General features: G+C 67.4%; 25 protein-coding genes and 1 tRNA gene. 8 read left to right on the plus strand and 18 right to left on the minus strand.

Translation table 11 applies throughout. The features are described 5' to 3' along the window. Positions 1-8: 8 nt before the first annotated feature. The 3 genes from VHA82_RS13855 to VHA82_RS13865 all read right to left on the minus strand — a co-directional run bounded on the left by VHA82_RS13855 (position 9) and on the right by VHA82_RS13865 (position 3,416). On the minus strand, positions 9-1,121 hold the full coding sequence (locus VHA82_RS13855; protein ID WP_325544607.1) for an efflux RND transporter periplasmic adaptor subunit: 1,113 nt from the start codon (positions 1,119-1,121) through the stop codon (positions 9-11). A gap of 190 nt (positions 1,122-1,311) precedes the next feature. After that, a complete protein-coding gene (locus tag VHA82_RS13860; protein ID WP_325544609.1) occupies positions 1,312-2,514 on the minus strand; it encodes an MFS transporter in 1,203 nt (400 codons plus the stop codon). 122 nt (positions 2,515-2,636) lie between these two features. Then, on the minus strand, positions 2,637-3,416 hold the full coding sequence (locus tag VHA82_RS13865) for a hypothetical protein (protein ID WP_414708653.1): 780 nt from the start codon (positions 3,414-3,416) through the stop codon (positions 2,637-2,639). A gap of 81 nt (positions 3,417-3,497) precedes the next feature. Here VHA82_RS13865 and VHA82_RS13870 point away from each other — a divergent pair, with 81 nt between their 5' ends. Further along, the gene (locus VHA82_RS13870) at positions 3,498-3,662 is read left to right on the plus strand and encodes a hypothetical protein (protein WP_325544611.1); all 165 of its coding nucleotides are present in this window, start codon (positions 3,498-3,500) and stop codon (positions 3,660-3,662) included. A 214-nt stretch (positions 3,663-3,876) separates the two neighbouring features. Here the strand turns inward: VHA82_RS13870 and VHA82_RS13875 are convergent. Both VHA82_RS13875 and VHA82_RS13880 read right to left on the minus strand, forming a co-directional pair. Next, a tRNA-Arg gene (locus VHA82_RS13875) sits at positions 3,877-3,953 on the minus strand. A 241-nt stretch (positions 3,954-4,194) separates the two neighbouring features. Further along, positions 4,195-4,920, minus strand: a complete 726-nt coding sequence (locus VHA82_RS13880; RefSeq protein ID WP_325544613.1) for a hypothetical protein — start codon at positions 4,918-4,920, stop codon at positions 4,195-4,197. A 150-nt stretch (positions 4,921-5,070) separates the two neighbouring features. On the opposite strand from VHA82_RS13880, the gene VHA82_RS13885 reads away from it, so the two are divergent. Continuing rightward, complete coding sequence (locus VHA82_RS13885) at positions 5,071-5,766, plus strand: cytidylate kinase-like family protein (RefSeq protein ID WP_325544615.1); 696 nt, start codon at positions 5,071-5,073, stop codon at positions 5,764-5,766. A 363-nt stretch (positions 5,767-6,129) separates the two neighbouring features. Here the strand turns inward: VHA82_RS13885 and VHA82_RS13890 are convergent, their stop codons facing one another. From VHA82_RS13890 to VHA82_RS13905, 4 genes are read right to left on the minus strand one after another with little or no spacing between them, the layout of a single operon-like run. Beyond that, positions 6,130-7,167 (minus strand): L-idonate 5-dehydrogenase, encoded by a 1,038-nt coding sequence (locus VHA82_RS13890; RefSeq protein ID WP_325544617.1) that lies wholly within the window; start codon positions 7,165-7,167, stop codon positions 6,130-6,132. An 18-nt stretch (positions 7,168-7,185) separates the two neighbouring features. Continuing rightward, positions 7,186-7,959 (minus strand): glucose 1-dehydrogenase, encoded by a 774-nt coding sequence (locus tag VHA82_RS13895; RefSeq protein ID WP_325544619.1) that lies wholly within the window; start codon positions 7,957-7,959, stop codon positions 7,186-7,188. Further along, positions 7,956-8,480 (minus strand): gluconokinase, encoded by a 525-nt coding sequence (locus VHA82_RS13900; RefSeq protein ID WP_325544621.1) that lies wholly within the window; start codon positions 8,478-8,480, stop codon positions 7,956-7,958. The genes VHA82_RS13895 and VHA82_RS13900 overlap by 4 nt, the downstream gene beginning before the upstream one ends. Before the next feature lie 5 nt (positions 8,481-8,485). Next, the gene (locus VHA82_RS13905; RefSeq protein WP_325544623.1) at positions 8,486-9,694 is read right to left on the minus strand and encodes an aspartate transaminase; all 1,209 of its coding nucleotides are present in this window, start codon (positions 9,692-9,694) and stop codon (positions 8,486-8,488) included. 111 nt (positions 9,695-9,805) lie between these two features. Here VHA82_RS13905 and nac (VHA82_RS13910) point away from each other — a divergent pair, with 111 nt between their 5' ends. From nac (VHA82_RS13910) to VHA82_RS13935, 6 genes are all read left to right on the plus strand, one after another. Then, positions 9,806-10,777, plus strand: a complete 972-nt coding sequence (nac, locus tag VHA82_RS13910; RefSeq protein WP_325544625.1) for a nitrogen assimilation transcriptional regulator NAC — start codon at positions 9,806-9,808, stop codon at positions 10,775-10,777. Positions 10,778-10,919: 142 nt separating this feature from the next. Beyond that, positions 10,920-11,591: an RraA family protein gene (locus VHA82_RS13915; protein ID WP_325544627.1), complete on the plus strand. Its 672-nt coding sequence runs from the start codon at positions 10,920-10,922 to the stop codon at positions 11,589-11,591. After that, complete coding sequence (locus VHA82_RS13920) at positions 11,591-12,568, plus strand: 2-hydroxyacid dehydrogenase (protein WP_325544629.1); 978 nt, start codon at positions 11,591-11,593, stop codon at positions 12,566-12,568. Before VHA82_RS13915 ends, VHA82_RS13920 begins: the two co-directional genes overlap by 1 nt. A gap of 458 nt (positions 12,569-13,026) precedes the next feature. Then, entirely contained in the window at positions 13,027-13,434 is a 408-nt protein-coding gene (locus VHA82_RS13925; protein ID WP_325544631.1) for an acetyl-CoA carboxylase biotin carboxyl carrier protein subunit, read from the plus strand. 41 nt (positions 13,435-13,475) lie between these two features. Beyond that, complete coding sequence (gene nac, locus VHA82_RS13930; RefSeq protein WP_325544633.1) at positions 13,476-14,423, plus strand: nitrogen assimilation transcriptional regulator NAC; 948 nt, start codon at positions 13,476-13,478, stop codon at positions 14,421-14,423. Then, positions 14,420-15,364: a LysR substrate-binding domain-containing protein gene (locus VHA82_RS13935; protein ID WP_325544635.1), complete on the plus strand. Its 945-nt coding sequence runs from the start codon at positions 14,420-14,422 to the stop codon at positions 15,362-15,364. The genes nac (VHA82_RS13930) and VHA82_RS13935 overlap by 4 nt, the downstream gene beginning before the upstream one ends. Positions 15,365-15,406: 42 nt before the next feature. On the opposite strand, the gene VHA82_RS13940 is transcribed toward VHA82_RS13935, so the two are convergent. Genes VHA82_RS13940 through VHA82_RS13980 form a run of 9 tightly spaced genes read right to left on the minus strand, consistent with a single transcriptional unit; the run spans position 15,407 to position 25,485 of the window. Continuing rightward, the gene (locus VHA82_RS13940) at positions 15,407-16,177 is read right to left on the minus strand and encodes an HpcH/HpaI aldolase family protein (protein ID WP_325544637.1); all 771 of its coding nucleotides are present in this window, start codon (positions 16,175-16,177) and stop codon (positions 15,407-15,409) included. Between the two features lie 9 nt (positions 16,178-16,186). Next, on the minus strand, positions 16,187-16,984 hold the full coding sequence (locus VHA82_RS13945; protein WP_325544639.1) for an SDR family oxidoreductase: 798 nt from the start codon (positions 16,982-16,984) through the stop codon (positions 16,187-16,189). Then, a complete protein-coding gene (locus tag VHA82_RS13950) occupies positions 16,981-18,645 on the minus strand; it encodes a hydantoinase B/oxoprolinase family protein (protein WP_325544641.1) in 1,665 nt (554 codons plus the stop codon). The genes VHA82_RS13945 and VHA82_RS13950 overlap by 4 nt, the downstream gene beginning before the upstream one ends. A gap of 4 nt (positions 18,646-18,649) precedes the next feature. After that, positions 18,650-20,737, minus strand: a complete 2,088-nt coding sequence (locus VHA82_RS13955; protein ID WP_325544643.1) for a hydantoinase/oxoprolinase family protein — start codon at positions 20,735-20,737, stop codon at positions 18,650-18,652. A 34-nt stretch (positions 20,738-20,771) separates the two neighbouring features. Further along, a complete protein-coding gene (locus VHA82_RS13960) occupies positions 20,772-21,539 on the minus strand; it encodes an ABC transporter ATP-binding protein (protein WP_325544645.1) in 768 nt (255 codons plus the stop codon). A 3-nt stretch (positions 21,540-21,542) separates the two neighbouring features. Then, positions 21,543-22,313 carry an ABC transporter ATP-binding protein gene (locus VHA82_RS13965; protein WP_325544647.1) on the minus strand — a complete coding sequence of 257 codons (771 nt, stop codon included), beginning with the start codon at positions 22,311-22,313 and terminating at the stop codon, positions 21,543-21,545. Next, entirely contained in the window at positions 22,303-23,361 is a 1,059-nt protein-coding gene (locus VHA82_RS13970; RefSeq protein ID WP_325544650.1) for a branched-chain amino acid ABC transporter permease, read from the minus strand. The genes VHA82_RS13965 and VHA82_RS13970 overlap by 11 nt, the downstream gene beginning before the upstream one ends. Positions 23,362-23,382: 21 nt before the next feature. After that, a complete protein-coding gene (locus VHA82_RS13975; RefSeq protein WP_325544652.1) occupies positions 23,383-24,255 on the minus strand; it encodes a branched-chain amino acid ABC transporter permease in 873 nt (290 codons plus the stop codon). A gap of 39 nt (positions 24,256-24,294) precedes the next feature. Continuing rightward, entirely contained in the window at positions 24,295-25,485 is a 1,191-nt protein-coding gene (locus VHA82_RS13980) for an ABC transporter substrate-binding protein (protein ID WP_325544654.1), read from the minus strand. Positions 25,486-25,597: the final 112 nt, after the last annotated feature.

Genomic DNA, 25,597 nt, shown 5'->3' on the forward strand with positions numbered 1-25,597 from the left:
GCGTTGCCTCAGTTCGTCGTTTTCACGAGCGTGCCGGGCCGGACCTTTTGCGAGCCGGCGATGATCACCCGGTCGCCGTCGGCGAGGCCGGCTTCGGCGACCCATTGGTCGCCCTGCGTGCCGCGCACACGCAGCGTGCGCAAGGCGACGCGGTTGTCGCTGCCCACGACCATCGCGGTCGCTTCACCCTGCGGGTTGTGCGTCACGCCCACCTGCGGCACGAGCACGACGTTGTCCAGCGTGCCTTCGTCGACATGCGCGCGCACGAACATGCCGGGCAGCAGCGCGAAGTTCGGATTGGGGAACAGCGCGCGCATCGTCACCGATCCGGTCGCCGCGTTGACGCTGATGTCGCTGAACTCCAAGGTGCCGGGCAGCGGATACGCGGTGCCGTCGTCGAGCGAGAGCGTGACCTTCGATTTCGAAGGCGCCGCCGCCTTGATCCGTCCGGCCGCCACGCTCGGCTGCGAGATGTCCACGTAGATCGGGTCGATCTGCTGCACCGTCGTGAGCAGCGTGGCCGCGCCGGCCTGCACATACGCGCCTTGCGTCACCTGCGACAGCCCGCTGCGCCCATCGATCGGCGAGGTGACGCGCGTGTAGTCGAGGTTGATCTGCGCCGTGCGGACTTGCGCCTGCGCGGTGGCGACGTCCGCCGCGGCTTGCCTTTGCGCGGCGACCGCGTTGTCGTAGTCCTGCCGGCTCACCGCATTCGCGTCGATCAGCATCCGGTCGCGCTGGGCGAGCGCGGTCGTCGATGCGAGGTTCGCTTGCGCCCGCTGCAACGCGGCCCTCGCGCTGTCCAGTGCGGCCGCGTAAGGCGCCGGATCGACCTGGTACAGCGGCTGACCCGCCTTGACATCGCTGCCTTCGGTGAACTCGCGCCGCTGCACGATGCCATCCACGCGGGCGCGCACCTGCGCCACGAGATAAGGCGACGTGCGGCCGGGCAGCTCGACCGACATCGGAACGCTCGTGCGGTGAACCGTGACCACGGCGACCTGCGGCGGCGCTGGCGGCCCATCCGCGGATTTCGCGGGGGCGCAAGCGGTGAGCACGGTGCAGCCGGCCAGCGCGAACCAGGCGCGAGCGCGCGCGGGGATGTGAATCGGTGGAATCATCTTGGGTGCCTGGAAGGAAGTGGCGCCAGCTTAGGAAGGAAGCCATGACCCGCGACTGATGCGCGGATGACGGATTCGTCATGAACCGGTCAGTGCGCGGTCGGCCGCGCTTCCTATCGTTGGCTTTGTCCCATCACCCAAGGCGGCTGGAGGAAGCCGCGCTTGCGCTCGAAGTGCTTGATCGCACGCTTCAGCGCACGACACGGACTACGAGTGCGCCAAGGCTTGCCAGTGAAGTCAACGCGACCACGCCCTGCCACCCCCACAGCGCCAAGGCGTGACTGCCGAGCGCGGCGCCCGCGGCCATGCAGATGAAGAGGGACGTGAAGAAGAGCGCGTTGAGGCGGCTGCGCGCGGGCGGCTCGACGCCGTACACGATGGTCTGGTGGGCGATGAGCGCGGCCTGGCTGCCGAAATCGAAGCCGACCGCGCTGATCGCGATCAGCGCGAGCTGCGCATGCACGGGCAGCCACGGCGCGAGGCCCATGAGCGCGAACGAAACTGCAGCCAGCGCCGCGCCCAGGCGCGTGACCATCTCGGGGCCCTTGCGATCGGCGAGCCGGCCGGCCAACGGTGCGGCCAGGGCGCCGGCCGCACCGGCAAGGCCGAAGGCGCCTGCCGCGCCGCTGCCGAGGCCGAACGACTCGTGCAGCATCACGGCGAGCGTGGACCAATACGCGCCGAATGCCATGAAGATCAGGCCTTGCGACAGCGCCGCGCGCCGCAAGGCGGGATGCTTGCGCCAAAGCTTCGCCATCGAACCGAGCAACGCGCCGTAGTGCAGCCGCGTCGTGGGCGTGAAGTTCGGCAGCCAGAGCGCGCAGGCAACCCCGATCGCCACGATGCTCGCCGTCGCGGTGAAGTAGACGGCGCGCCAGCCGAAGTGCTCGGCGACGACCCCGCTCACCACGCGCGACAGCAGGATGCCCAGCAGCAAGCCGGTCATCACGTTCCCGACGATCTTGCCTCGGTGCTCGTCGGGTGCGATCGTCGCGGCGGCGGGCACGATGTCCTGCGCGATGGTGGCCGTGATGCCGATCGCGAAACTCGTTGCCAGCATGAGGCCGACGCCCGGTGCGAACGCGGTCGCGAGCAGCGCCAGTGCCAGCGCCACTGCCTTGGACAGGATGATCCACTTGCGGTCGAAGCGGTCGCCCAAAGGCGCAAGCAGCAGGATGCCCAGGGCATAGCCCAGTTGCGTGAGCGTGGGCAACAGGCCCAGCTGCTGCGGGCTCGCCTGCATCTCGGCGCCGAGCACGCCCAGCAAAGGCTGGCCGTAATACAACCCGGCGACCGCGAAGCCGGCGCTCACGGCGAGCAACGCGACCAGCGATCGTGGCGGGGAAATCCCCTCGCCGACGGACTGGGCATCGGCCATGATTGAAGAAGACATGCGTCGATTGTCGCGACCCCGCAATCGCCCCGGCGGTCAAGGGGGCGCCTGCAACCCGCGCGTCATCCGCGCGTCATCCGCGCGTCATCGGATGACTGCTTTCGCAGCGACGTGACGCATGCCTACCTTCCTGCGTCGCGTGTGGCCGCGCGCTGCGGCAGAAGCATCATGCACAAGGCCATGAACACCAGCAGCGCCGCCGACGCGTACAGGCGACTCATGTTCAACCCGCCTTGGGCCAATGGCTTGTCCAGGAAGTCGCCCAAGGTCGCACCGAGTGGGCGGGTCAGCACGAACGCAGCCCAGAACAGCGCGGTGCGAGACACGCGCGTGAAAAAGTACAGCGCCGCGACCACCGCGAGGCCGGCGCCGAAGATCAACGCGCCGTTCTCGTATCCCAGGCCGAGCCCTCCGCGATCGCTGCCGGCCGTCCAATCTCCGAGTGCGGTCCCCAAGGTCTGGGAGAACAGGATCGTGCACCAGTAGAACCACTCCACGCGCGCCGTATCGACATGCCGGACCGAAACGTTGCCCTCGCTGCGATACCAGACAGCCAGGCTCGCGACGAGCAGCGTCGCCACGATGGCGGCTCCGCCCGGATAGCCAAGCCCTACCGATCGGTCCGCAAAGTCAGCGAGCGTCGTGCCGAGCGTCGTCGTTCCCACGATCGTGGCCCAATAGAGAACCGGGTGGAACCGTTTCGCTTTCACCTGTCCAGCCACGAGGGCGATGAAAAGCGCCGCGAAGATGGCACAGCCGATCAGATAGCCCAGATCGAGCGACATCGTCACCCAGTCGCCGCCGGTTTCACCCAAGGTGGTTGCCGCCACCTTGATGATCCAGAAGGTCAACGTGATCTCCGGGACCTTGCTCAACGGATGTTCATTGCGATTTGTCATCATGGAATTAAACCTTGTCCCCATGATGCCGGGCGTATCTGAGATTCACCTGAGAAAGTCGGCCGCCGACGCAGGCACCGGGCTTTGTCGCAGCTGCGTCTGCGTCAGGCGATGCGCGAGATCCTCGGACAGCTGCGGATCGCCCGCGATCTCAACCACATCGACCCGCACGTCGACGACGCCGCGCCACTCGAGGCGCCGCGTCGCGTCGCGGGCGGCAGGATCTCGACCAGCACGCCGTTCTCGTAGCGCAGGCCCGCTTGTGCTTCATCGAGCTCGACGCGCACGAACTCCACGGCCACGACCTCGGGTTCGCGATCATTTCTTTTAGGGAATGAAGACGCGGCTTCCTTCGCGGTCGCTCGGCTGGTCTCGAACCTTTGACGGCGGAGCAAGCCAAGCGAAACTCGCGCAAAAAAAGAAAATGGGTTAGCCTCTTTCGAAGCTAACCCATTGATTCATTTGGCGCGGCTGGCAGGATTCGAACCCACGACCCCTTGGTTCGTAGCCAAGTACTCTATCCAACTGAGCTACAGCCGCGAAGCCGCAGATTATAGCAGTCTCGCGAACCGTTCCCCACCGCCGCAAAACGCATGGTGATTGGTCACGAGAAATCCGGCAACCCGACCGCGGTCATGCCATCGCCGACTGCCCCGATTGGCAATGCAGATGCGCCGCCTCGACTCGAGGCAAGCGCATCAGCCGGCAAAGGTGCCAGGAGCGAGCATTCGCGGACCCTACGAGCACACCCGGCCCCGGCCCCCGCCCCCGTGGAACCCCGTCAGGTGTACGTATACGTTATCGTATACGGCACATGGGTCGTGAATGGGCCGAGAGGGGTCTGCACCGTGATGTCAAGCGTCGCGGAAATATTGCCCACGCTGCCGTTGTAGCTGCAGCTGTTGATCGTGAGCGTGCCCTGGCCCTGCGCCGCGATCTGCGTGAAGGTCGTGTCGTTCGCCAGACCGTCGCAGAACGATTGCTGCGAGTTCGGCGCGGGCACATTCTGCAGGGTGAAAGGCCCGACGGTCGTCCCGACGACGGACACAGTCACCGTCAGCGTGTGATTGTTGCCCCCGCCATTGCCCGCATTCGGATCGATCGTGAGATACGGCAGCAACTGGTTCACCGTGCCGTACCCGTGCGGGTTCGCGAACGTGCCGCCCGCCGCACCCCCCACGACATAGATGCCGTTCATGCTCAACGGGGTCCCACTGCCCACGATGATGATCACGTACGTGTTCACCGACGCGTAGTACCGGAAGCGGAACGGCCCAACCGTGATGCTGGATGCGCCGGCCGGAAAGAACCCGGGCAACAGCTGCTCCACCAGGTTCATGAAGATGTCCGCCGCCTGGACCGGCGTCACGGTCTGGGGCGCGAGCGAGCGCGAAACCGACGCCATCGACTGGGGTGAGATGGCAGCAACATCCTCCTCGCTGCCGCCGCCGCAAGCGGACAGGATCAGCGCACAGACGAATGCCAGCAGGTACTTCAACTTCCTCATTGGGTCCTCCGGGAATAGGTGAATGGTCCTCAGGCGCAGTCAGGCGCCCGCAAGCATCATAAGTTGTTGCCGCGTGTAACGAAAGGGGCGCATGGACACAAGCTGCCTTTCCAGATGACAATGCCCGCGACTCAACGAGGAGGTAGTGGTATGGGTCTTCGTGCGATCTGCATCTCACGCGCCATCTGGGTCGGAGCCGAGGAAATCGCGGCCGACGTCGCGCGCGAACTGGGCTTTCGCTGCGTCGACGAGGAGATCCTCAAGGTCGCGGCCGAAAAGCGCAACCTCGATCCGAGCGTCGTGGCCGACGCCGAACGGCGCAAGTCGTTCCTCGCGAACTTCGTCGCGGACATCCGCCGCGGCGGAATGGGCGAACTCATCAACTACATCCCCGGCCAGCGCACGCTTCCCACCGAAAGCGACGACATCCGCGTGGTGATCCGCGACGCGATCCTCGAGACCGCGAACGAAGGCAGTGTGGTGATCGTGGCCCACGCGGCGTCCTACGTGCTCGGCCCGCGCAAGGACGTGCTGCGCGTGCTCATCACGGGCTCGCCGCTTGCACGCGCGAAGCGCTGGCTTGCCAAGAGCGGCGGCAAGAGCCCGCGCGAAGCGGCAGAAACGATCCAGGCGAGCGACCAAGCGCGGGCGCACTACCTGAAGCGCTTCTACGACGTGGACTCCGAAGCGCCGGAGCACTACGACATCGTGCTCTCCACGGACAAGCTCGCGACCGAGCAGATCACGCAGCTCGTGCTGCAGGCGGCGCGCGCGCTGGACACGTCGCCCGTCGCGGCCGAGAGCGGCTGGGGCGATCTGCCGGGGGCCGGAGCGAGCGCCGGCTGAACCCGGCCCAAGCCGGTTCGAGCCGTTCGAGCCGGCTCGGGCCCCCTCGAAGATGACCACGGTGATGCGGCCCTGCCGCTCCTTGCCGAAGCGCGTGCACGCGCACGCCCGGTGCGGTTCGCCGTTGGGTTTTCCTGGCACGTTCCGCGCGCTCGGACCGTCCTACGCGTCAGGTCATCTTGCGTGACTTTGTGCCGATGCATGTAGCCCGTCACCCACAAGTCCGCCCGAGAATCGGCCGCGAGATGGCGCAGCGTGAACGAGGTTCATGCTCATGGCGGCAATCCCAGGCGTCGGGCAGCCTTGGATCCCCGCCTTCGCGGGGATGACGAAGCTGGGTTGCGCCAAGTTCCGCCGCCCGCTTCAGTCGAAGTTCAGAATCACCTTCATCGCCTGCGACCGATCCGCCGCCAGCGCGAACGCGCGGCTCGCATCGCGATACGGCAGGCTCGCCGAAATCAGCGGCTTCACGTTCACGAGCCCCTTGTTCAGAAGCGCCACGGCGGTCGCGAATTCCTCATGGAAGCGAAACGCACCGCGCACGTCGAATTCCTTCGCCACGATGGTGTTGATGGGGATGTTCATCGTCCCGCCCAGCCCCACCTGCACGATCACGGCGCGCGGCCGCAGCACCGCGAAGGCGGCGGTCAAGGCGCGCTCGTTGCCACTCGCTTCGAAGAGCACGTCGAAGTGACCCTTGTCCGCTTCGTAGCGCGCAAGCATCGCGGCATCCTCCGCCACGTCGATCGTTTCATCCGCGCCGACCTTCCGCGCGCTGCGAAGCGGCGCGGCCGCGACATCCGTCACCGTGATGTGCGTCGCGCCCGCGCGGCGCGCGGCAATCACGAGCATCGCGCCGATCGGCCCGCAACCGGTGATCAGCACGCTCTTGCCGAGCAGCGACCCGGCCCGCCGCACCGCATGCAACGCCACGGAGAGCGGCTCGGCCATCGCGCCTTCCGCATCCGACACCGGATCGGCCAGCAGGTGTGCCTGTTGCGCATCGACGACGAGTTCCTGTCGGAACGCCCCCTGGACGTGCGGCATGCGCATGGCGCTGCCGTAGTACTGCATGTCGAGGCAGTGGTTCTGCAATCCTTGCTGGCAATAGCGGCACTGCCCGCAGGGCCGGCTCGGGCTCACCGCGACGCGCTGGCCCACGCCGAACTTGCCTTCGAGCGCCGTGCCCACCGCCTCGATCGCGCCCGCCACTTCGTGCCCGAGGATCATCGGCTGCTGGATGCGCACGGTGCCGAAGCCGCCGTGGTTGAAGTAGTGCAGGTCGGACCCGCAGATGCCGCCGCAGCGCACGCGCACGCGCAGCTGATTCGGCAGCATGCGAGGCGTGGCCACCTCTTCGACGCGCAGGTCGCCGGGTGCGTGGATGACGAGTGCTTCCATGTTCTCTTTGTTGAAGCGTCAGAGCGTGGCGGTCACGCCGCCGTCGACGTAGAGGATGTGGCCGTTCACGAAGCGCGAGGCATCGCTCGACAGGAACACCGCGGCGCCCACGAGGTCCTCCACGTCGCCCCAGCGGCGCGAAGGCGTGCGGCCGATGAGCCACGCGCTGAAGTCCTTGTCGTTCACGAGCGCTTCGGTGAGCTCCGTCCTGAAGTAGCCGGGGCCGAGGCCATTCACCTGGATGCCGTGCTGGCCCCAGTCGATCGCCATGCCCTTGGTGAGCATCTTCACCGCGCCCTTGCTGGCCGTGTACGGCGCGATGCCCGGGCGGCCCAGCTCGCTTTGCACCGAGCAGATGTTGACGATCTTGCCGCTCTTGCGCGGGATCATGTGGCGCGCGACGGCCTGGCCGACGAAGAACACGCTGTCCACGTTGGTCTTCATGAGCGTGTGCCAGTCCGACTCGGCGAATTCCTCCAGCGGCGCACGGCGCTGCAGGCCCGCGTTGTTCACGAGGATGCCGATCGCACCGATCTCGCGCTCGATCCGCTCGACGCCCGCGGTCACGGCCGCGCGGTCGGTCACATCGAAGGCAACCGCGTGCACGCGCGCGCCTTCGTCGCGCAAGGTCTGCGCCGCCTGCTCGAGCTTCTCGGCGTTTCGCGCATTGAGCACGACTTCGGCGCCCGCCGCCGCGAGGCCGCGCGCCAGGGCGAAGCCGATGCCGGTGCTCGAACCGGTGACGAGGGCCACGCGGCCCGCGAGGCTGAATTGGTCCAGGACGGATTTCATGCGGGTGTTTTCGTTCTGGGGGATTCGGATCGGTCGGCCGCGAGCCATTGCGCGACTGCGTCGACCTGCGCCTGCGGCGTCGCGAGCGCGGAGACTTCCAGCACGCCGGGTTCACCCACGGGTGACTCGAGCGCGACGAACTGCGAGGTGACGAGGCTCGTGGGAAAGAGGTGCCCGGAGCGCGAGCCCACGCGTCGCGCGGCCGTGTGCACGTCGATCTCGATGTAGACGAACTTCAGGTCCGGCACGTGCGAGCGCAGCTGATCGCGGTACTTGCGCTTGAGCGCCGAGCACGCGACCACGATGCCGCCTTCGTGCGCGGCCATGAGCTCGCCGACGCGCGCGAGCCACGGCTCGCGGTCGCTGTCTTCCAGCGCAACGCCCGCTCGCATCTTCTCCTGGCTCGCCGGAAGGTGATAGTCGTCGCCTTCCACCATCGGGTAGCCGAGCCGCTTCGCCAGGCTTTCGGCGAGCAAGGATTTGCCGCTGCCCGCCACACCCATCACGACGATCTTGGCCATGGCGGTCAGTCGAGCGCCGCGACCGCGCGCGCGATGCGCCGGCAGCCTTCCTCGAGCACTTCGATCGAAGTCGCGATCGACATGCGAAAGTAAGGCGACAGGCCGTAGGCCACGCCCGCGACCGCCGCGACGCCTTCGCTTTCCAGCAGATACATCACCACGTCCGCATCGTTCTGGATGCGCGTGCCTTGCGGCGTCATGCGGCCGATCAAGGCCGAGCAATTCACGTACAGGTAGAACGCCCCTTCCGGCGAGCGGCAGCTCAGGCCCGGCACGGCGTTCAGCAACGCCACGCAGCGGTCGCGGCGCTGCCTGTAGATCGCGACGCTCTCGCCGATGAAGCTCTGGTCGCCGTTCATCGCGGCGGCGGCGGCGGCCTGGCTCACCGCGCAGCACGTGCCGGTCGACTGCGACAACAGCGTATCGAGCGCCTGGATGTAAGGACGCGGGCCCGCGATGTAGCCGATGCGCCAGCCGGTCATCGCATACGTCTTGGAAACGCCGTTGACAATCAGAGTGCGGTCGCGCAGCTGCGGCGCGGCATGCAGGATGTGCGCCGTGCGTTCCCCGTCGAAGCGGATGTGCTCGTAGATGTCGTCCGTCATCACCTGCACGTGCGGGTGGCGGTCGAGCACGGCGGCCAGCGCCTTGTACTCTTCGAAGGTATAGCTCGCACCGGTCGGGTTGCTCGGCGAATTGATCAGCAGCCACTTCGTGCGCGGCGTGATGGCCGCTTCGAGCTGCCCGGGCGTGAGCTTGAAGTCGTTCGATTCGGGGCAGGCGACGGTGACGGGCGTGCCGTCGCAGGCGAGCACCATGTCGGGGTAGGACACCCAGTACGGCGCGGGAACGATCACTTCGTCGCCCGCTTCCAGCGTGATGGCGAAGGCGCTGTAGATCGCGCTCTTCGCGCCGCTCGTGGCGATGATCTCGTCCATGCCGTATGCGAGCCCGTTCTCGCGCTCGAGCTTGGCGACGATGGCCTGGCGCAGCTCGACCGTGCCGGCCATGAGCGTGTAGCGGGTCTGGCCCTTGTTCATCGCTTCGGCGGCCGCGGCGCGGATGAAAGCGGGCGTGTCGAAGTCCGGCTCGCCCACGACGAGATTGACGATCGAGCGGCCCTGGCGGCGCAGTTCGTTGGCGCGGTCCGCGGCCGATGTGCTGGGCGAAGGCTTGATGCGGCGCAGGCGCGAGGCGAATAGGGGCGTGCTCATGGTCTGTCGTGTTGGTGTGACGGGCATAACGTTAGATCGCATCGGGCGCGAACGCCAAGACGGCTTCGGTCTGCCTTGATAGGCAACGCTTATGGATTGACAATGGTCTCGATGAACCTGCGGCGTCTGAAGTACTTCGTGAAGATCGTCGATGTGGGCAGCCTCACCCAGGCCGCCGACCTGCTTCACATCGCCCAGCCCGCCCTCAGCCAGCAGCTTGCCACGCTCGAAGGTGAAGTGGGACAACAGCTGCTGCTGCGAACCAAGCGCGGCGTGACCCCCACCGAGGCGGGCAAGGTGCTTTATCGGCACGCCCAGCTCATCTTGCGCCAGTGCGACCAGGCCGTCGTCGACATGCAGGCGGCCAGCCGCGGCCTTTCGGGATCGGTGTCGATCGGGCTCGCCCCCGGCACGCTGGCGGCCACGCTCTCCTTGCCGCTCCTGCGCATCCTGCGCGCGCGCCACCCGGGCATCGTGCCTTACCTCAACGAGAACTACGGCACGACCCTCTCGGAACTCATCATGAACGGCCGGATGGACCTCGCCGTGCTCTATGGCGGCCGTGTGCGAGTCCACGGCTTGCTCTTCGTGCCGCTCATGCGCGAACCTTTGTTTCTGGTCGGGCCGCAATCCATGCCCGCGCCGGACGAAACGGTGACCGTGCAGGCCGTCGCCGCCTACGACCTCTATGTGCCGCGCGGCTACAACTACGTGCGCAAGCTGGTCGACGAGGCATTCGCGGCCGCCGGCCTCGTCCCCCGTGTCGTGGCTGAAATCGAATCGGCGACGACGCTGAGGGCCGTGATCGGCGACGGACTCGGCGCGACCGTCGCACCGGCCTCGCTCGCTCGCGAACTCGTCGTCGAATGCGATGCCTGGCAGGCGCGCATCGTCGAGCCCGCGATCGATGCGCCGCTCGCGCTGTGCCAGTCGGACCATCTGCCGCTGTCGGAGCCGGCGATCGCGGTGAAGGAAATCCTGCTCGAACTCGTCGCGGAGCTGCCGGGCAGCTTCCCGAAGCCGAAGAAGGCCAAGCCGCAGCCGCAGCCGCAGCCGGCGGTGCCGAACTCCGAGACGGCCTGAAGCCGCGCCGTTCGCTTCCCATAAGCGAACCTTATCTAGAAATACACATTCGGTCTTTGCGCGGAACACGCGCGATGCCTACGCTTCGATCCGTCGGCATTTCTTTGCCGCGACCCAAGCATTCACTGCACGAGGACCTCACATGACCCAATTCGGAGCCCGCCGCCAGCCGTCCGCACCGCAAGCCGACGCCAAGCTCATCGAGCTCGTTCGCGGCATCCCGGTGCCGCTGCTTTCGGACAATATCCATCGCGGCACGGGCAGCGTCGGCCTGCGCGCGTGGCACAAGCCCACGAAGTCCACGATGGCGGGCACGGCGGTCACGGTCCGCACGCGCGGCGGCGACAACCTCGCCGTGCTGCGCGCCTTCGACTTCTGCCGCCCGGGCGACGTGCTTGTGATCGATGCGGGCGGCGACCTCACCAACGCCGTCATCGGCGGCATCATGACTGCCGGCGCCGCGATGCTGGGCTTGGCGGGCGTGGTGGTCGATGGCGCGATCCGGGACGCGGGCGAAATCGGCGAGCGCGAGTTTCCCGTCTTCGCGCGCGGCACGAACCATCGCGGTCCGTACAAGAACGGCCCCGGCGAAATCAACGTGGCGGTGAACGTGGGCGGCATGATCGTGCAGCCCGGCGATATCGTGGTGGGCGACCTCGACGGCCTGCTCGCCTTTCCTGCAGCCGATGCCCCCGCCGTCATCGACAAGGCGCTCGCGCAGCAGAAGAAGGAAGAGTGGCAGATGGAGGAGATCAGGAGCGGCCGCTGGGATCGTTCCTTCCTCGACGCGCTCGAAGCCAAGGCGATCAACTGATGGCTACATCCTCTGCCTCGGCCTCGGGCGAATCGAAGATCGAACTGCTGGCGATGACGCAGCCCTCGCCGCTGTTGCTGCCGCAACTCGAGGGCGGCTATCTCGTGCACGAATTCCAGGGCATGGCGCCCGAGCGGTTCGCGCAGGTGGCGCCGCGCATCCGCGGCGTCTTCGGCGGCGGCGAATCGGTGTTGCCGGGCGATCTCATCGCGCGGCTGCCCGCGCTCGAAGTCGTGACGATCATGGGAGTGGGCTATGACGGCGTCGACGTCGCGGCAGCGAAGGCGCGCGGCGTGCCCGTCACGCATACGCCCGACGTGCTGAACGACGACGTGGCCGATCTCGCGCTCGCGCTCATGCTCGGCATCTCGCGGCAGCTCGTGCAGGCGGACTGTCACGTGCGAAGCGGCGCGTGGAGCCGCGAGCCGCTTGCTCTCGGGCGGAAGATGTCCGGAGCGCGTCTGGGGATCGTCGGCATCGGACGGATCGGAAGGGGCATCGCGCGTCGCGCGGCGGCGTTCGACATGAAGATCGCATACACGGCCCGCAACGCGCGGGCCGAGCTGCCGTTCACGTATTTCCCGAACGCTGTGGAACTGGCCGCTGCGAGCGACTACCTCGTGGTGATCACGCCCGGCGGTGCCGCGACGCGCAAGCTGATCGGCGCGGACGTGCTGCGCGCGCTGGGGCCCGATGGGATTCTGGTGAATGTGGCGCGGGGGTCGGTGGTCGACGAGGCGGCGCTCATCGAAGCCCTTCGGAGCAAGACGATCGCGGGCGCCGCGCTCGACGTCTTCGAGAACGAGCCGAACATCGACGAGCGGCTGCGCGAGCTGCCCAACGTGCTGCTCACGCCGCACATCGGCAGCGCGACGTTCGGCACGCGCCAGGCGATGGCCGATCTGGTGGTCGCGAATCTGCGGGCGCACTTCGCCGGACAGCCGCTCGTGACGCCCGTTCCCGAGTGCCGGGGGTGAGCGTTTCATGGACGCGCAGCAGATCAAGGCCTGCATCGACGTCATGGCGGCGTCGGACCTGGATGAGATGGAGATCGGTCAGGAAGGCTGGACGCTGCGGCTCGTGAGGCGGGCATCGTCCGCTGTGCCGGCGCGAGCGGGAACGGGTGGGGGGTGCCACGACGCCCTGGATTCCCGCTTCCGCGGGAATGACGGAGGGTGGGAGCGAGGCCGTCGGCCGGGCTCCCGCCGTCTGGATTCCGGCTTCCGCGGGAATGACGGAGGGTGGGAGCGAGGCCGTCGGCCGGGCTCCCGCAGGTCCGGCGCAGACAGGGGAGTACGTCGTCCCCGCGCAGGCCAGCCCACACGTCGTCCCCACGCACGCCAACCAACTCGTCGTCCCCGCGCAGGCGGGGACCCAGGACGTGCTTGGGCACGCCACGACTTCGGAACCGGCAACGACGCAAGTCCAGTCCCCCATGTTCGGCATCGTGCACCTGAGGTCCGCCCCCGGCGAGCCGCCCTTCGTGAAGCCCGGCGACGTGATCGAAGCAGGCGCCCTCCTCTGCACCATCGAAGCGATGAAGGTCTTCAACGAAGTGCGCGCCGAAGAGGCCTGCCGCGTGGCAAGGTGCTCGTCGCCTCCAGCACGGAAGTGGAGGCCGGCCTCCCGCTCTTCGTCATCGAGCAGGTGCGCGATGTTTGATTCCGTTCTCATCGCCAACCGCGGCGTGATCGTGGAACAAGTGGCTCGGCCCGAACACCGAGTACAAGATGGTACGCAACGAGAAGGTCGTTCCGCTGAAGGAACTGAAGTTCGACCCGATCCCCTGAGGGAAAGCCGGCAAGGCCCGAGGGCCGCGCGCGAGACCGCCGACTGCTCGTGAACCGCGATTGACCCCGGCGCAGGCCTTGCTACCATGAGCCCGTGAACCTGCGGCGGCTCAAGTACTTCGTGAAGATTGTCGACATCGGCAGCCTCACGCAGGCCTCGGAGGTGCTGCACATCGCCCAGCCCGCGCTCAGCCAGCAGATCGCCACGCTCGAAGGCGAGTTCAACGAGCAGTTGCTCGTCCGCACGGCCAAGGGCGTGCGTCCCACGGAAGCCGGCAAGACCCTCTACAAGCACGCGCAGCTCATCCTGAAGCAGTTCGAACAGGCCCGCGTCGAAGTGCGAAACGCTTCGCGTGCGGTGGCGGGCAAGGTCTCGGTGGGCCTCGCGCCCGGCACGGCGGCCGCGGGACTCGCGCTGCCCTTGCTGCGCACGATCCGCGCGCGCTTTCCTCAAGTGCTCCTGCATCTCAACGAGAACTTCGGAACGACCCTCACCGATCTGATCGCCGACGGCCGCATGGACATGGCCGTGCTGTACGGAACGCGGCCCGTGCCCGGCCTCGCGTTCCTGCCGCTGCTCTACGAAGACTTCGTGCTGGTGGGGCCGGCGCGGCCCGGTGAGGAGACGGATGCCGTGACGCTCGCGCAGGCCGCCGCGAAGCCACTTCTCATGCTGCGGCCGCACAACGTGGTGCGCAGGATCATCGACGAGGCTTTCATGCGCGCGAAGGTGGTGCCCGAAGTGATCGCCGAGCTCGAATCGACCGCGAGCCTCGTGGATTCGGTGGCGAGCGGCCTGGGCGCGGCCATCCTGCCGGCGTCGGCGGCGCAGCTGGTGGGCAAGGCGAGCAGTGCGCAGCTCTGGCGCATCTGCGACCCCATCGACAAGATCGCGCTCGCCCTGTGCACGTCGGACCGGGTCGCGCCGTCGCCGGCCGCCGCGGCGGTGAAATCCGTGCTGCTCGAACTGGCGCAGGACCTCGCGGTGTCCATCGGCGCCACGCAGTCGCCGGAGCTCGAAGCGGGGTGGGCCAGCCCATGACCGTCAACTTCAAGACCCTGAGCAGCTTCGTGAAGGCGGTCGACTGCAAGAGCCTCTCGGGCGCGGCGCAGCAGCTGTCGATCGCGCAGCCGGCGCTCAGCCAGCAGATCAGCCTGCTCGAACAGCACTTTCAGCAGAAGCTTCTGATCCGCTCCAAGCTCGGTGTCACGCCGACCGATGCGGGGCGCGAGCTGTACCGGCATGCGCTCATCATGCTGAAGCAGCTCGAAGCGGCGGAGTACGAAGTGCCGCGCACGGCGAACGTGGTGCGCGGGCGCGTGTCGGTGGGGCTTGCGACGTACAGCAGCGTGTCGGTGCTCGCGGCGCCGCTCCTGCGGCGCGTGCGCGAGGAGTATCCGCACATCAATCTCTTCATCAACGACAACTTCGGGCTCGTGCTGAGCGAGCTCGTGATGTCGGGCGCGATGGACATGGCCGTGATCTACGGGACGCCCGCGGTGCGCAGCGTGAAGATCCAGCCGCTCTTGCAGGAGGAGCTGTTTCTGATCGCGCCGCCCGATTCGAGTTTCGGCTCCGGCGGGACGGATGCCGTGACGGTCGCTTCGCTGCGGGACACCGAACTGCTCTTGCCCGGGCGCATGCATCTGCTGCGCCAGTTGATCGACCGCGCGTTCGACGAGGCGGGCGTCGTGCCGCGCGTGGCCGCGGAAATCGAATCGGTGGCGACGATGCGCGAAGCGATCGCCGCGGGGCTGGGCGCCACGATCCTGCCGTGGGCGGTGGCGAATACTTTCAAGGGCGCGCAGCCGCCGGTGATCCGGCGGGTGGCCGAGCCGACGGTCAGTGCCGCGGTTTCGTTGTGCGTGCCGGAACACAAGCAGGTGTCGGAAGCCGCGCTCGCGGTGGCCGACATCCTCGCGCAGCTCGTGCGGGAACTCGCGAGTTCGGCGCAGGCGTATGGGATCGAGGAGGCGGCTTAGTCAAGACGAACGGCACTTGCTCGAGGCATGCAGACCCCCAGGTCATTCCCGCGAAGGCGGGAATCCAGGGGCGTCCGGAAGCCTTGGATTCCCGCCTTCGCGGGAATGGCGAGGCGTGGCCGCGATCTCCCGCATCTCCCGCACGCCCTGCGTCACGAAAGGATCGGCGTGATAGTAGAGAAGCTGCGCGCCTGCCGCCACGAGCTGCGCCGCGTCGTGCTTCACGACCAGCGTCCCTGCCGCCTTCCCCGCAGCCCGAATCTTTCCGAGCGTCGCATGCACCGCCTCGATCACGGGCGCCGCGCGCCGCTCACCGGGCTTCACGTTCGGCGAATACCCCATCGACTGCGAGAGATCCCCCGGCCCGACGAAGAACACGTCGATGCCTTCCACCGCGAGAATCTCGTCGAGATTGCGCAGCGCCTCGGTCGATTCGATCATGCCGATCAGAAGCTTGCGCGGGTAGTCGTCCGGCACCGCATACCGGAAGTGATGCACGACGTCGCGCGCGATCGCCGCAGTGTGGATCAAGGGCACCATCAAGCCATCGGCACCCGCATTCAGGCACCGCGTGATGACCGAGCGCTCCTGGTTCTGCGGCCGCACGATGCCCCAGCCACCCGCGTGGCGCGCGGCCTTGGCCATGTGATGGATGTCCTCGTAGCTCGCGAGGCCGTGCTCGCAATCGATGAACACCGAATCGGCGCCGGAGCGCACGAGCTTCTCGCACAGGGTGGGCGAAACATGATTCGGGTTCACCATCAGGACCGGCGTGCCGCTCGAAAGGCGCGTTTTCAGGGAGTCGTCATTCATCGCGATGTCTCAAGGATTGCCGGGCGTGCCGTCGGGCGCGCCCATCCAGCGGCTGATTTCCATGTCGGGGCCCTGATCGCGAGCGTGCGTCGGGCTGATCACGAGTTCCTCGATCGTGGCGCGCGCGGGCAGCGAACAGCAAAGCAGGATCGCGCGGCCCACGTCGTCCGGGTCCACCATGGCCGCTCGCTCGTCCGCGCTCGGCGGACGCACGCGCGTATCCATGATCGGCGTGTTCACTTCGCCGGGTAGGATGGTCGTCGCGCGAATGCCCTGGTTGCGGAAAGTCGCATAGAGATAGCGCATCAGGTTCTGCACGCCCGCCTTCGCCGCGCCATAGGGCGCGCCGCCGAGCAGGCCCGGCCGCACGGCGGCGAGCGACGACACGGTGACGATCGTGCCGCCGCCCGCTTCCAGCATGCCGGGCAACACGGCCTGCGACAGCACGTACACCGCATTCAGGTTGACTTCGATCGTGCTGTCCCAATCCTCGGAGTCGATCCAGCGGATGTTGCGCACCTGGCTCGACGCACCCGCGTTGTTGACGAGGATGCGCACAGGTCCCACTTCCTTTTCGGTCCAGCGCACGAGCGCCTTCAGCTGCTCGCGGTCCGTGAGATCGGCCACCTTCGATCGCGCCCGGCCGCCGGTGCGTTCGATCTCCGAAGCCACCGCATCGAGCGGTTCGCGACGTCGCCCCACCAGCACCACCTGCGCGCCTTCGCGCGCGAGATGCAGCGCCGCCGACCGCCCGATGCCGGTGCCGCCGCCCGTGATGATGGCCACCTGGCCCCGCAGTGCACTCATGCCGCGCCTCCTTCGAATCCGTAGACCTCGCGCGCATGCTCCGGCGAGACGAGCCCTTCGCGCAAGTCCTTCTCCACCAGCTCGCGCGGACGCTCGAGCGGACTGCCCCAGCCGCCGCCGCCCGGCAACTCGAGTTCAAGCCGCTCACCGGGCGCCAATGTGATCTTGCCCTTGGCAAACACCTTCTCGCCGTTGCGGCGCACCGCGCCCGGCCGGCCGTCGCCGCCGCCCACGACGCCGAAGCAAGGATGCTTCACGCGCTCGGTGGACAGGTAGACGTTCATCTCGCGATCGGAGATGTTGCGCAAGACACCGCGCTGCCCCAGGCCGCCGCGATACTTCCCCGCGCCGCCGGAGTCGGCGATGAGCTCCTTGCATTCGGTGAGCACCGGCACCGCGAGCTCGTACATCTCGATCGGGGTCACCTTGCAGTTCGACGGGAAGCTGAGCGTGTCCAGGCCGTCCATCGTCGAGCGGCCGCCTTGTCCGCCGTGGAAATTCTGCGCGCTGCCGTAAGCGGTGCCGTCGGACTTGTGGCCCTGGCAGTTGATGCCCCAGATCGGCGCGCCGCCGCTGTCGCCCTTCACCTTGTCGGGCACGACCTGCTGCAGCGCGCGGAAGATGAGGCTCGGAATCACGTGCCCCACGAGGTTGCGCGCGGCGCCCGGCGCGTGCGGATGCGGGTTGAGAATCGTGCCGAGGGGCGCCTCGTCGGTGATCGGCAGCATGCAGCCTTCGTTGTTGGGCGTGTCGGGGTCCAGCAGACACTTGAGCGCATACACCGTATGCGCGACGCGGTAGTGCGGCACGACGTTGATGCCGCGCGCCACTTCCGGCGACGTGCCGGTGTAGTCGACGTGGATCGAATCGCCCTTCACCTGCACGTCCACGCACAGCTTCACGTCCGACTCGAATCCGTCGATCGTCACTTCGGCCTTGTAGCTGCCCTTCGGCCACGCGGAAATCGCCTTGCGCATGTGCGCTTCCGAGCGGCCATGAATCGCCGCCGCGAGGCCTTCGAGATCGGCGAGGCCGTATTCGTCCATGAAGCGCAGCAGCTCCCGGCTCATCACCTCGTTGGCGGCGACCATGCTCTGGATGTCTCCGCGCACTTCGTTGGGCAGGCGCACGCTCGCCTCGATCACGGCGAACACGTCGGTGTTCGGCTGGCCCGCCTTGTACAGCTTGAGCATCGGAATGCGGATGCCCTCTTCGAACATGTCGCTCGAATCGGGCGACTGCGGCCGCCCGCCGATGTCGGGCATGTGCGCGATGCTGCCCGCGTACGCCACGATCTCGCCCTCGCGGAAGATCGGCGTGAGCATCACCATGTCCGGCAGGTGCCCCGTGCCGATCGCGGGATCGTTGGTCGCGAGCACGTCGCCCTCTTGCAGCGTGTGCGCGGGAAAGGCGGGCAGGAAGTGGTTCTGCGCGGCCATCGGCAGCGACGTGATGAAGACGGGAATGGACCAGGTGCACTGCGACAGCGCGCGGCCCTTCGCATCGAGCACCACCGTCACGTAGTCGTGGTTCTCGCGCACGATCGGCGAGAACGCTGTGCGCCCGAGCGCGCTGTCGGCCTGGTCGGCGATGAAGACCAGGCGGTCCCACATCACCTGCAGCGTGATGGGGTCGTTGAAATCGGCTTGTTTGTCGCTCATGGCGTCAGTCCAGGTGCATGATCAGGTTGAATTGGTCGTCGAGCCCGAAGTGCGCCTTCGGCCCGACCACGACGGTCGATTCGCGCTGCTCCACGATCGCGGGGCCGGCGAACCGTTCGCCCGGGGTCATGGCGTAGTGGTCGTAGACCGGCGTGTCCACGAAGCCGCCGGCTTCCTGGAAGTAGACCGGCCGCCGGCCTTTCAGCGCGCGGCCGGTGCTTTTCGCGCTCGCGCGCATGCGGCTGGGCGTCACTTCGCCTTTGGGGCCGCGCGCGCGGATGCGCCAGGTGATCACTTCGGCATCGGTTCCGGAAACGTTGCGGCCGTAGAGCTTGATGTACGCATCGTGGAAGCGCACGAGCAGTTCGTCCAGGAACGCGGCCGACGCGGGGTCGCCCTCGGGCAGGTTCACCGAGATTTCGTGGCCCTGCCCGACGTGACGCATGTCCACCGTGTACGAGAAGCGCACGTCTTCGGCGGCCACGCCGCTCGCGAGCACCACGTCGCGGCCCTGCGCCGCGAGCTTGTCCAGGATCTGGCGAACCTTCTTCGCGTCCCATGCGGGAATCGACATCGGCAGGCTCGCCGACAGATCCGCCGCCACCGGCGCACCGAGCAGGCCGACGGCGGAAGTCACGCCGGCGCCCAGCGGGCAGATCACCTTGCGCAGGCCGAGCTTGCGCGCCACGCCGTAGGCATGCACGGGCCCCGCGCCGCCGAAAGCGATCATCGGAAGCGTGCGCGGATCCACACCGCTGTCGGTCGCCTGCATCGCGGCCGCTTCGGCCATGCTTTCGTTGACCATGTCGTGAATGCCGAACGCGCAGCGTTCGAGCGAGATGCCCAGCGTGTCGGCGAGGCGATCCATCGCGCGGCGCGCGGCGGGCCGATCGAGCGGGAAGTCGCCCCCGAGGAACGAGCGCTCGTCGACGTAGCCGAGCAGCAAGTCCGCATCGGTCACTGTCGGGTCGGTGCCGCCGCGCCCATAGCACGCGGGCCCCGGCACGGCCGCGGCGCTGCGCGGGCCCACCGAGAGCAGGCCCAGCTTGCTCTTCGCCGCGATGCTGCCGCCGCCCGCGCCGATCTCGATCATGTGGATCGACTGGATCTTCAGCGGAAAGCCGCTGCCCTTGCGGAAGCGCTCGTGCCGCGCCACTTCCAGTTCGTTCGCGATCTGCGGCTGGCCATCGGGGATGAGGCACAGCTTGGCCGTCGTGCCGCCCATGTCGAAGGAAAGCACGCTGCGCTCGCCCGCGGTGCGCGCGTACTCCGATGCAGCGACCGCGCCCGCGGCGGGACCCGATTCGATCAGGCGCACGGGCGTGCGGCCCGCGCTCGCGCTCGGCACGACGCCTCCGCTCGACGTCATCCACAGCAGCTGGCTTTGCACGCCGCGCTTGCCGAGTTCGCCTTCGAGATGCTCCACGTGCTGCACCATGAGCGGCCGCGTGTACGCATTGGCGACGGTGGTGGAGGCGCGATCGTATTCGCGCACTTCGGGACACACGCTCGATGAGAGCGACACCGACACGCCCGGCGCGAATTCGGCCAGCAGTTCGCCGATGCGTTCCTCGTGCGCGGGGTACTTGTACGCATGCAGGAGGCACACCGCCACGGACCCGATCCCCTGCTGCACGAGTTGCGCCGCGATGCGCTTCACGCCCTCTTCGTCCAGCGGCGTGACGATGTCCCCGTCCGCCGTGACGCGTTCCTTCACGCCGAAGCAGCGGTCGCGCGGCACGAGCGGGTCGGGATACTGGATGCGCAGGTCGTACAGGTCGTAGCGGCCCTCGGTGCGGATGCGCAGCATGTCCTGGAAGCCGTCGGTGGTGATGAACGCCGTATCCACGCCCTTGCGTTCCAGCACGGCGTTGGTGACGACGGTGGTCGCGCCGAGGATCTGCAGCGCGCCTTCGCCGTCGCGGCGCGAGCCGCCCCGGCGGACCTTGGCGAGCAGTTCGTCGATGCCCTGCAGCACGGCGCGCGCGGGCGCGTCGGGCGTGCTCAGCACCTTGTGCAACAGGATCGTCCCGTCGTCGTCGGAGAAGGCGAAATCGGTGAAGGTTCCGCCGGTGTCGAATGCGAGTTTCATGTCGAGTGTTTCCCAGGATGTCGGCGTCGCGGCATCAGTGGATGCCGGCGACGTGATGGGCCGAGGGCTCCTGCACCCGGCCGGTCATGAAGAGGTCGCCCAGGTCGTCGTGGCCGAGGGCGGAAGTGGGGCTGTCCCAGATCACCTTGCCCAGGCGCAGCACGACCGCGCGTTCGGCGGCGTCCATCGCCTTGCGCGTGTTCTGCTCCACGAGCAGGATCGTGCGGCCGCCCTTGTGCAGCCGCCCGAGTTCGTTGAAGACGAGCGTGATCGCCTGCGGCGAGAGGCCCACCGAAGGTTCGTCCACGAGCAGGATCTCGGGGCGGCGCAGCACGGCCATCGCCATTTCGAGGAGCTGCTGCTCGCCGCCGGACATGTTGCCCGCGAACTCGTTGCGGCGCTGGTGCAGGATCGGGAACAGGTCGTAGACGTACCTGCGTTCGGCCGCGATGTTTCCGTCGCGGATCGTGTAGGAGGCCATCTCCAGGTTCTCGTCCACCGACATCTGCGGGAAGTTGCAGCGGCCCTGCGGAACGTAGCCGAAGCCGTTGGCAAGGAACTGCTTCGGCTTGCCGCCCGCGATCTCCTTGCCGTGCCACGTGATGGAGCCGCCCTTGTGCGTGGTCATGCCGAAGAGCGTCTTCAGCAGCGTGGACTTGCCCGCGCCGTTGGGCCCGAGCAGCGTCACGAATTCGCCCTTGCGCACATCGAGGCTCACGTCCTGCAGGATGTCCAGGTGCGCGTAGCCCGCCACCAGGTTGCGGATGCGCAGTTGCGGTGCATCGTTCATTGCTTCGTTCATCGGTCAGCCCCCCAGGTACGCATCGATCACTTCGGGGTTGCGCACGATCGCCTCGGGCGCGTCGTCGGCGAGCTTCCTGCCCTGATGCAGCACGATCACGCGATGGCTCAAGCTCATCAGCACGTCGGTGTTGTGCTCGATCACGAGAAAGGTGATGCCGAACTTCCTGTTCGCAGCGACGATGCTTTCGATCACCTTCTCGATCAGGATCGGGTTGATGCCCGCGAGCGGCTCGTCGAGCAGCACGAGTTCCGGCTCGGGCATCAGCATCGTCGCGAACTGAAGCAGCTTCTGCTGGCCGCCGGACATGTTGCCCGCGGGCAGGTGCGCCACGCGCGAAAGCCCCGAGATCTCGATCAGCTCCCGCGCCCGTTCGCGCAGTGCCCTGATGCGCTCGCGCGACTTGCCGCCGATGGAGAACGTGCTTGCCACGCCGGGAAAGCGGCTCATCTGTCCCGCGAGGATCAGGTTCTCCTCCGAAGTCATGCTCTGGAAGACGACCGTCTTCTGAAAGCTGCGAAGAAGCCGTCCTTCGCGGGCGATGCGGTTCATCGGCCAGCCGGTGATGTCCGCGCCCTTCAGGAAGACCTTGCCGGCGTCGCTCGCCTGCAGGCCCGTGCAGCAGTCGAAGAGCGTCGACTTGCCGGAGCCATTGGGGCCGATCAGGCCGCACACTTCGCCGCGCGCGATGTCGAAGTCGACACCTTGCAGCGCGGGCACGCCGCCGTAGTTCTTGCGCAGGCCCTCGACGCGCAGGATGGGTTCAGCGAGCATCTTCGGCTCCCTGCGGCTTCGCGTCGGCCGCGGCCGGCTCTTCTTCGCGCTTCAGGCCCAGCCGCGAGAGCGCATCGGTCAGCTTCTCGAAGATCGGCGCGAGCCCCTGCGGGAAGACGAATACCAGCGCGAGCAGCACGGCGCCGTAGAGCACCATGCGCAGTTCCGGCGCGACGCGCAGCGCCTCCGTGACCGCGACGAACACGACGCTGCCGATGATCGCGCCGGGGATGCGGCCCAGGCCGCCGCCCAGCACGATCACGAGGATCGTGTTGGAGTAGTACATCTGGAACACGAGCGGGCTCACCACCGTTTCGTAGTGCGCGTAGAGGCTGCCGCCGAAGCCGGCAAAGGCGGCGCTCAGCATGAAGACGAGCAGCTTGTACGTCCAGGTCGGGATGCCGAGCGATTCCGCGAGCGTTTCGTTGTCGCGGATGGCAACCATGCACCGACCGGCCGGAGAGCGGACCAGCGCGATGAAAGCCGCCGTCGCGAGCGCCGCGACCGCGAGGACGAGATAGAAGTACTGCGGGATGTGCACGATCGCAAGCGCGTGTTCGCCCCAGCCGAGCTTCGGCCGCGCGACGCCCGAGAGACCCATGTCGCCGCGCGTGAGATCCACCCAGTTCTTCGCGACCGCCTGCGCGATCACGACGAACCCCAGCGTGCACATCACGAACGACGTGGCGCGCAGGCGCAGCGCCGGGATGCCGAGCGGCAGCGCGATGAGCGCGGCCACGACGCCCGCGAAGAGGAAGTTCACGGCGAAGCCCGTGCCGAAGTGGATGCCGAGCAGCGCCGACGCATAGGCGCCGATGCCGAAGAAGACACCCTGCGCGAGCGACAGCATGCCCGTGTAGCCGAGGATCAGGTTCAGCCCGTGCGCGGGCAGAAGAAAGATCATCGCGAGCACGAGCGCGTGCAGGTAGTAGTTGTCCAGCACGAGCGGCGCGGCGAGCAAGGCGGCCAGGCCCGCGAGCGCCAGGCCCCAGCGCACCGCCGGCAGCCGCGGGCTGGGTGCGTGGGGCGTGTCGAGTGTGATAGCCATGGAAGTCATGCCGGGTGCGCGTCAGAACCGCGATTTGAGGGAGAAGAGGCCGTTCGGGCGCAGCATCAGCATCGCGAGCAGCGCGACGAAGGCGACCGAGTCGCGGTACTGCAGGCCGATGAGGCCCGAGACCAGGCTTTCGACGACGCCGAGGAGACAGCCCGCGAGCAGCGTGCCGCGCACGTTGCCCATGCCGCCCATCACGATCACCGCGAAGGTCTTGAGCGTGATCGACTCGCCCATGCCGCCGTACACGCTCACGTTCACGGGCGCGGTGAGGATGCCCGAGAGCGCCGCGAGCATGGTGCCGATGAGGAACGTGCGCCGCACGACCGCCTCGACGTCGATGCCGTTCACATGGCAGCACTCGATGTTCTGCGACACCGCGCGGATCGACTTGCCCATGCGCGTGGCGCGCACCATCCATTCGAGCGCGGCGAACACGGCGACCGCCACGACGATGAGCACGATGCGCTGCTGAGCCATGCCCACGCCGAAGACCTGCACCGGTTCGATCCAGCCGCCGTTGAACACCTTGTAGCCGCCGCCGAAGGCGAGGATCACCGCGTTCTGCAGGATGAGCGAGACGCCGAGCGTCGCGAGCACGCCGGCCTGGAAGGGCGCGCCGATCAGGCGCTGCATGACGAGCCGTCCGATGACGGCCGCGATGAGCGCCGCCACCGCGACGCCGCCGACGATGGCGACGGCGTAGGGCGCATCGAGCCGCTCGATCACGAGCCACGCGGCGAACGTGCCGAGCATGTAGTACTCGCCGTGCGCGAAGTTGATCGCCCGCAGCACGCCGAAGATCATCGTCATGCCGGCCGCGATGAGCGCGTACGTCGAGCCGGTGATGATCCCGTTGACGATCTGTTCGAAAATGAAGCTGCCCACGGCGACTCCTGCGTGTTCGTGCCTGCCGGCTCGCCTGCCTCAGGGCTTCGGGTAGTCGACCTTGGCCGCGATGGCGCTCTTGATCACGGGCTTGCCGCCTTCCACTTCGAGCAGCACCATCGGCAGGATGGCCTGGTTGTGGTCGTCGAAGGTGACGGTGCCCATCGCGCTGTCGTACTTGATCTTCGCGAGCGCGTTGCGGATGTCCTCGGGCTTCAGGCTCTTCGCCGCGCCGATGGCGGCGGCAAGCAGGTGCGTCGTTTCCCAGTGCGTGTAGGCGTGGTTGTTCGGCATCTCGCCGCCGTACGCCTTCTTGTAGTCCTCGACGAACTTCTGGCTGCGCGCGCTGGTCCATTCGGGCAGCCACGCGGCTGCTTCCACGGAGCCGTTCATGACGGAAGGCGCGGCGGCGATCGTCGCCTTGGTGTTGAATTCGCCGTTGCCCACGAGCACGACCTTGCCCGCGAGGCCCAGCTCCAGCATCTGGCGCGCGACGATCGGCGTGGTGTCGGCCTGGCCGTACATGATGATCGCCTGCGCGCCTTCGCTGCGGATCTTGCTCAGGACCGGGCGGAAGTCGGTTTCCGATTCCTTGTAGTAGTCCTCGCTCAGGATCTTCGCGTCCGGATACTTCGGCAGGTACTTCTTGGTGAAGTTGATCGCGCCGCGGCCGTAGTCGCTGTCCACCGAGAGCACGGCGAAGTTCTTCAGGCCGCGGTGCTTCACCGAGTAGTCGAGCACGATGGCGGCACGCGCCTCATCCGTGGGATAGTTGCGGAAGGTCCACTTGAAGCCGCCGACGCCGGCCTTGTAGGTGATGGTCGGGTTGGACGACGCGGCGTTCAGCAGCAGCACGCCGGACTCTTCGGCCAGGGGCTGCATCGCGAGCGTGACGGAGCTGCAGATGTCGCCGATGATGACGGGCAGCTTGTCGAAGCTGATCATGCGCTTGGTGGCCGAGACGCCTTCGGCGGGCACGCACTGGCTATCGCCCGAGACGAGTTCGATCTTGCGGCCGAGCACACCGCCCGCGGCGTTGATTTCCCGGGCGGCGAGCGCCGCGCCCTTGTTGGCGAAAGCGCCGTAGCGGGCGTTCGGGCCGCTCATGGGGCTCACGAGGCCGACCTTGAACGTGTCCTGGGCGTGGGCGGGCGCGAGCGCGGTCGCGAGGGCCAGGCCGCAGGCGAGCGCGGGAGCGCTGTACAGGAGCGAAGCGCGAAGCAGTTTCATCGGAGGTCTCCGTATGTCGGGGGTGTGTGGGGAACGCCCGCATGGTAGGTGGCGCCCCCGGGGGGGCGCCAATATGGAATCCGACTGCTTCCATAAAAAAAAGCGCATGACG

It is taken from the genome of Ramlibacter sp. (assembly GCF_035548915.1).
Classification (GTDB): domain Bacteria; phylum Pseudomonadota; class Gammaproteobacteria; order Burkholderiales; family Burkholderiaceae_C; genus Ramlibacter.

Coding starts and splice junctions, on each gene's coding strand:
- VHA82_RS13860 (WP_325544609.1), bottom strand. CDS start 2,514: ATGTCTTCTTCAATCATGGCCGATGCCCAGTCCGTCGGCGAGGGGATT.
- VHA82_RS13935 (WP_325544635.1), top strand. CDS start 14,420: ATGACCGTCAACTTCAAGACCCTGAGCAGCTTCGTGAAGGCGGTCGAC.
- VHA82_RS13965 (WP_325544647.1), bottom strand. CDS start 22,313: ATGCTCGCTGAACCCATCCTGCGCGTCGAGGGCCTGCGCAAGAACTAC.
- VHA82_RS13890 (WP_325544617.1), bottom strand. CDS start 7,167: ATGGAAGCACTCGTCATCCACGCACCCGGCGACCTGCGCGTCGAAGAG.
- VHA82_RS13955 (WP_325544643.1), bottom strand. CDS start 20,737: ATGAAACTCGCATTCGACACCGGCGGAACCTTCACCGATTTCGCCTTC.
- VHA82_RS13925 (WP_325544631.1), top strand. CDS start 13,027: ATGTTCGGCATCGTGCACCTGAGGTCCGCCCCCGGCGAGCCGCCCTTC.
- nac (WP_325544625.1), top strand. CDS start 9,806: ATGAACCTGCGGCGTCTGAAGTACTTCGTGAAGATCGTCGATGTGGGC.
- VHA82_RS13945 (WP_325544639.1), bottom strand. CDS start 16,984: ATGAGTGCACTGCGGGGCCAGGTGGCCATCATCACGGGCGGCGGCACC.
- VHA82_RS13950 (WP_325544641.1), bottom strand. CDS start 18,645: ATGAGCGACAAACAAGCCGATTTCAACGACCCCATCACGCTGCAGGTG.
- VHA82_RS13920 (WP_325544629.1), top strand. CDS start 11,591: ATGGCTACATCCTCTGCCTCGGCCTCGGGCGAATCGAAGATCGAACTG.
- VHA82_RS13980 (WP_325544654.1), bottom strand. CDS start 25,485: ATGAAACTGCTTCGCGCTTCGCTCCTGTACAGCGCTCCCGCGCTCGCC.
- VHA82_RS13915 (WP_325544627.1), top strand. CDS start 10,920: ATGACCCAATTCGGAGCCCGCCGCCAGCCGTCCGCACCGCAAGCCGAC.
- VHA82_RS13905 (WP_325544623.1), bottom strand. CDS start 9,694: ATGAGCACGCCCCTATTCGCCTCGCGCCTGCGCCGCATCAAGCCTTCG.
- VHA82_RS13970 (WP_325544650.1), bottom strand. CDS start 23,361: ATGGCTATCACACTCGACACGCCCCACGCACCCAGCCCGCGGCTGCCG.
- VHA82_RS13940 (WP_325544637.1), bottom strand. CDS start 16,177: ATGAATGACGACTCCCTGAAAACGCGCCTTTCGAGCGGCACGCCGGTC.
- VHA82_RS13895 (WP_325544619.1), bottom strand. CDS start 7,959: ATGAAATCCGTCCTGGACCAATTCAGCCTCGCGGGCCGCGTGGCCCTC.
- VHA82_RS13960 (WP_325544645.1), bottom strand. CDS start 21,539: ATGAACGAAGCAATGAACGATGCACCGCAACTGCGCATCCGCAACCTG.
- VHA82_RS13900 (WP_325544621.1), bottom strand. CDS start 8,480: ATGGCCAAGATCGTCGTGATGGGTGTGGCGGGCAGCGGCAAATCCTTG.
- VHA82_RS13855 (WP_325544607.1), bottom strand. CDS start 1,121: ATGATTCCACCGATTCACATCCCCGCGCGCGCTCGCGCCTGGTTCGCG.
- VHA82_RS13865 (WP_414708653.1), bottom strand. CDS start 3,416: ATGATGACAAATCGCAATGAACATCCGTTGAGCAAGGTCCCGGAGATC.
- VHA82_RS13880 (WP_325544613.1), bottom strand. CDS start 4,920: ATGAGGAAGTTGAAGTACCTGCTGGCATTCGTCTGTGCGCTGATCCTG.
- VHA82_RS13885 (WP_325544615.1), top strand. CDS start 5,071: ATGGGTCTTCGTGCGATCTGCATCTCACGCGCCATCTGGGTCGGAGCC.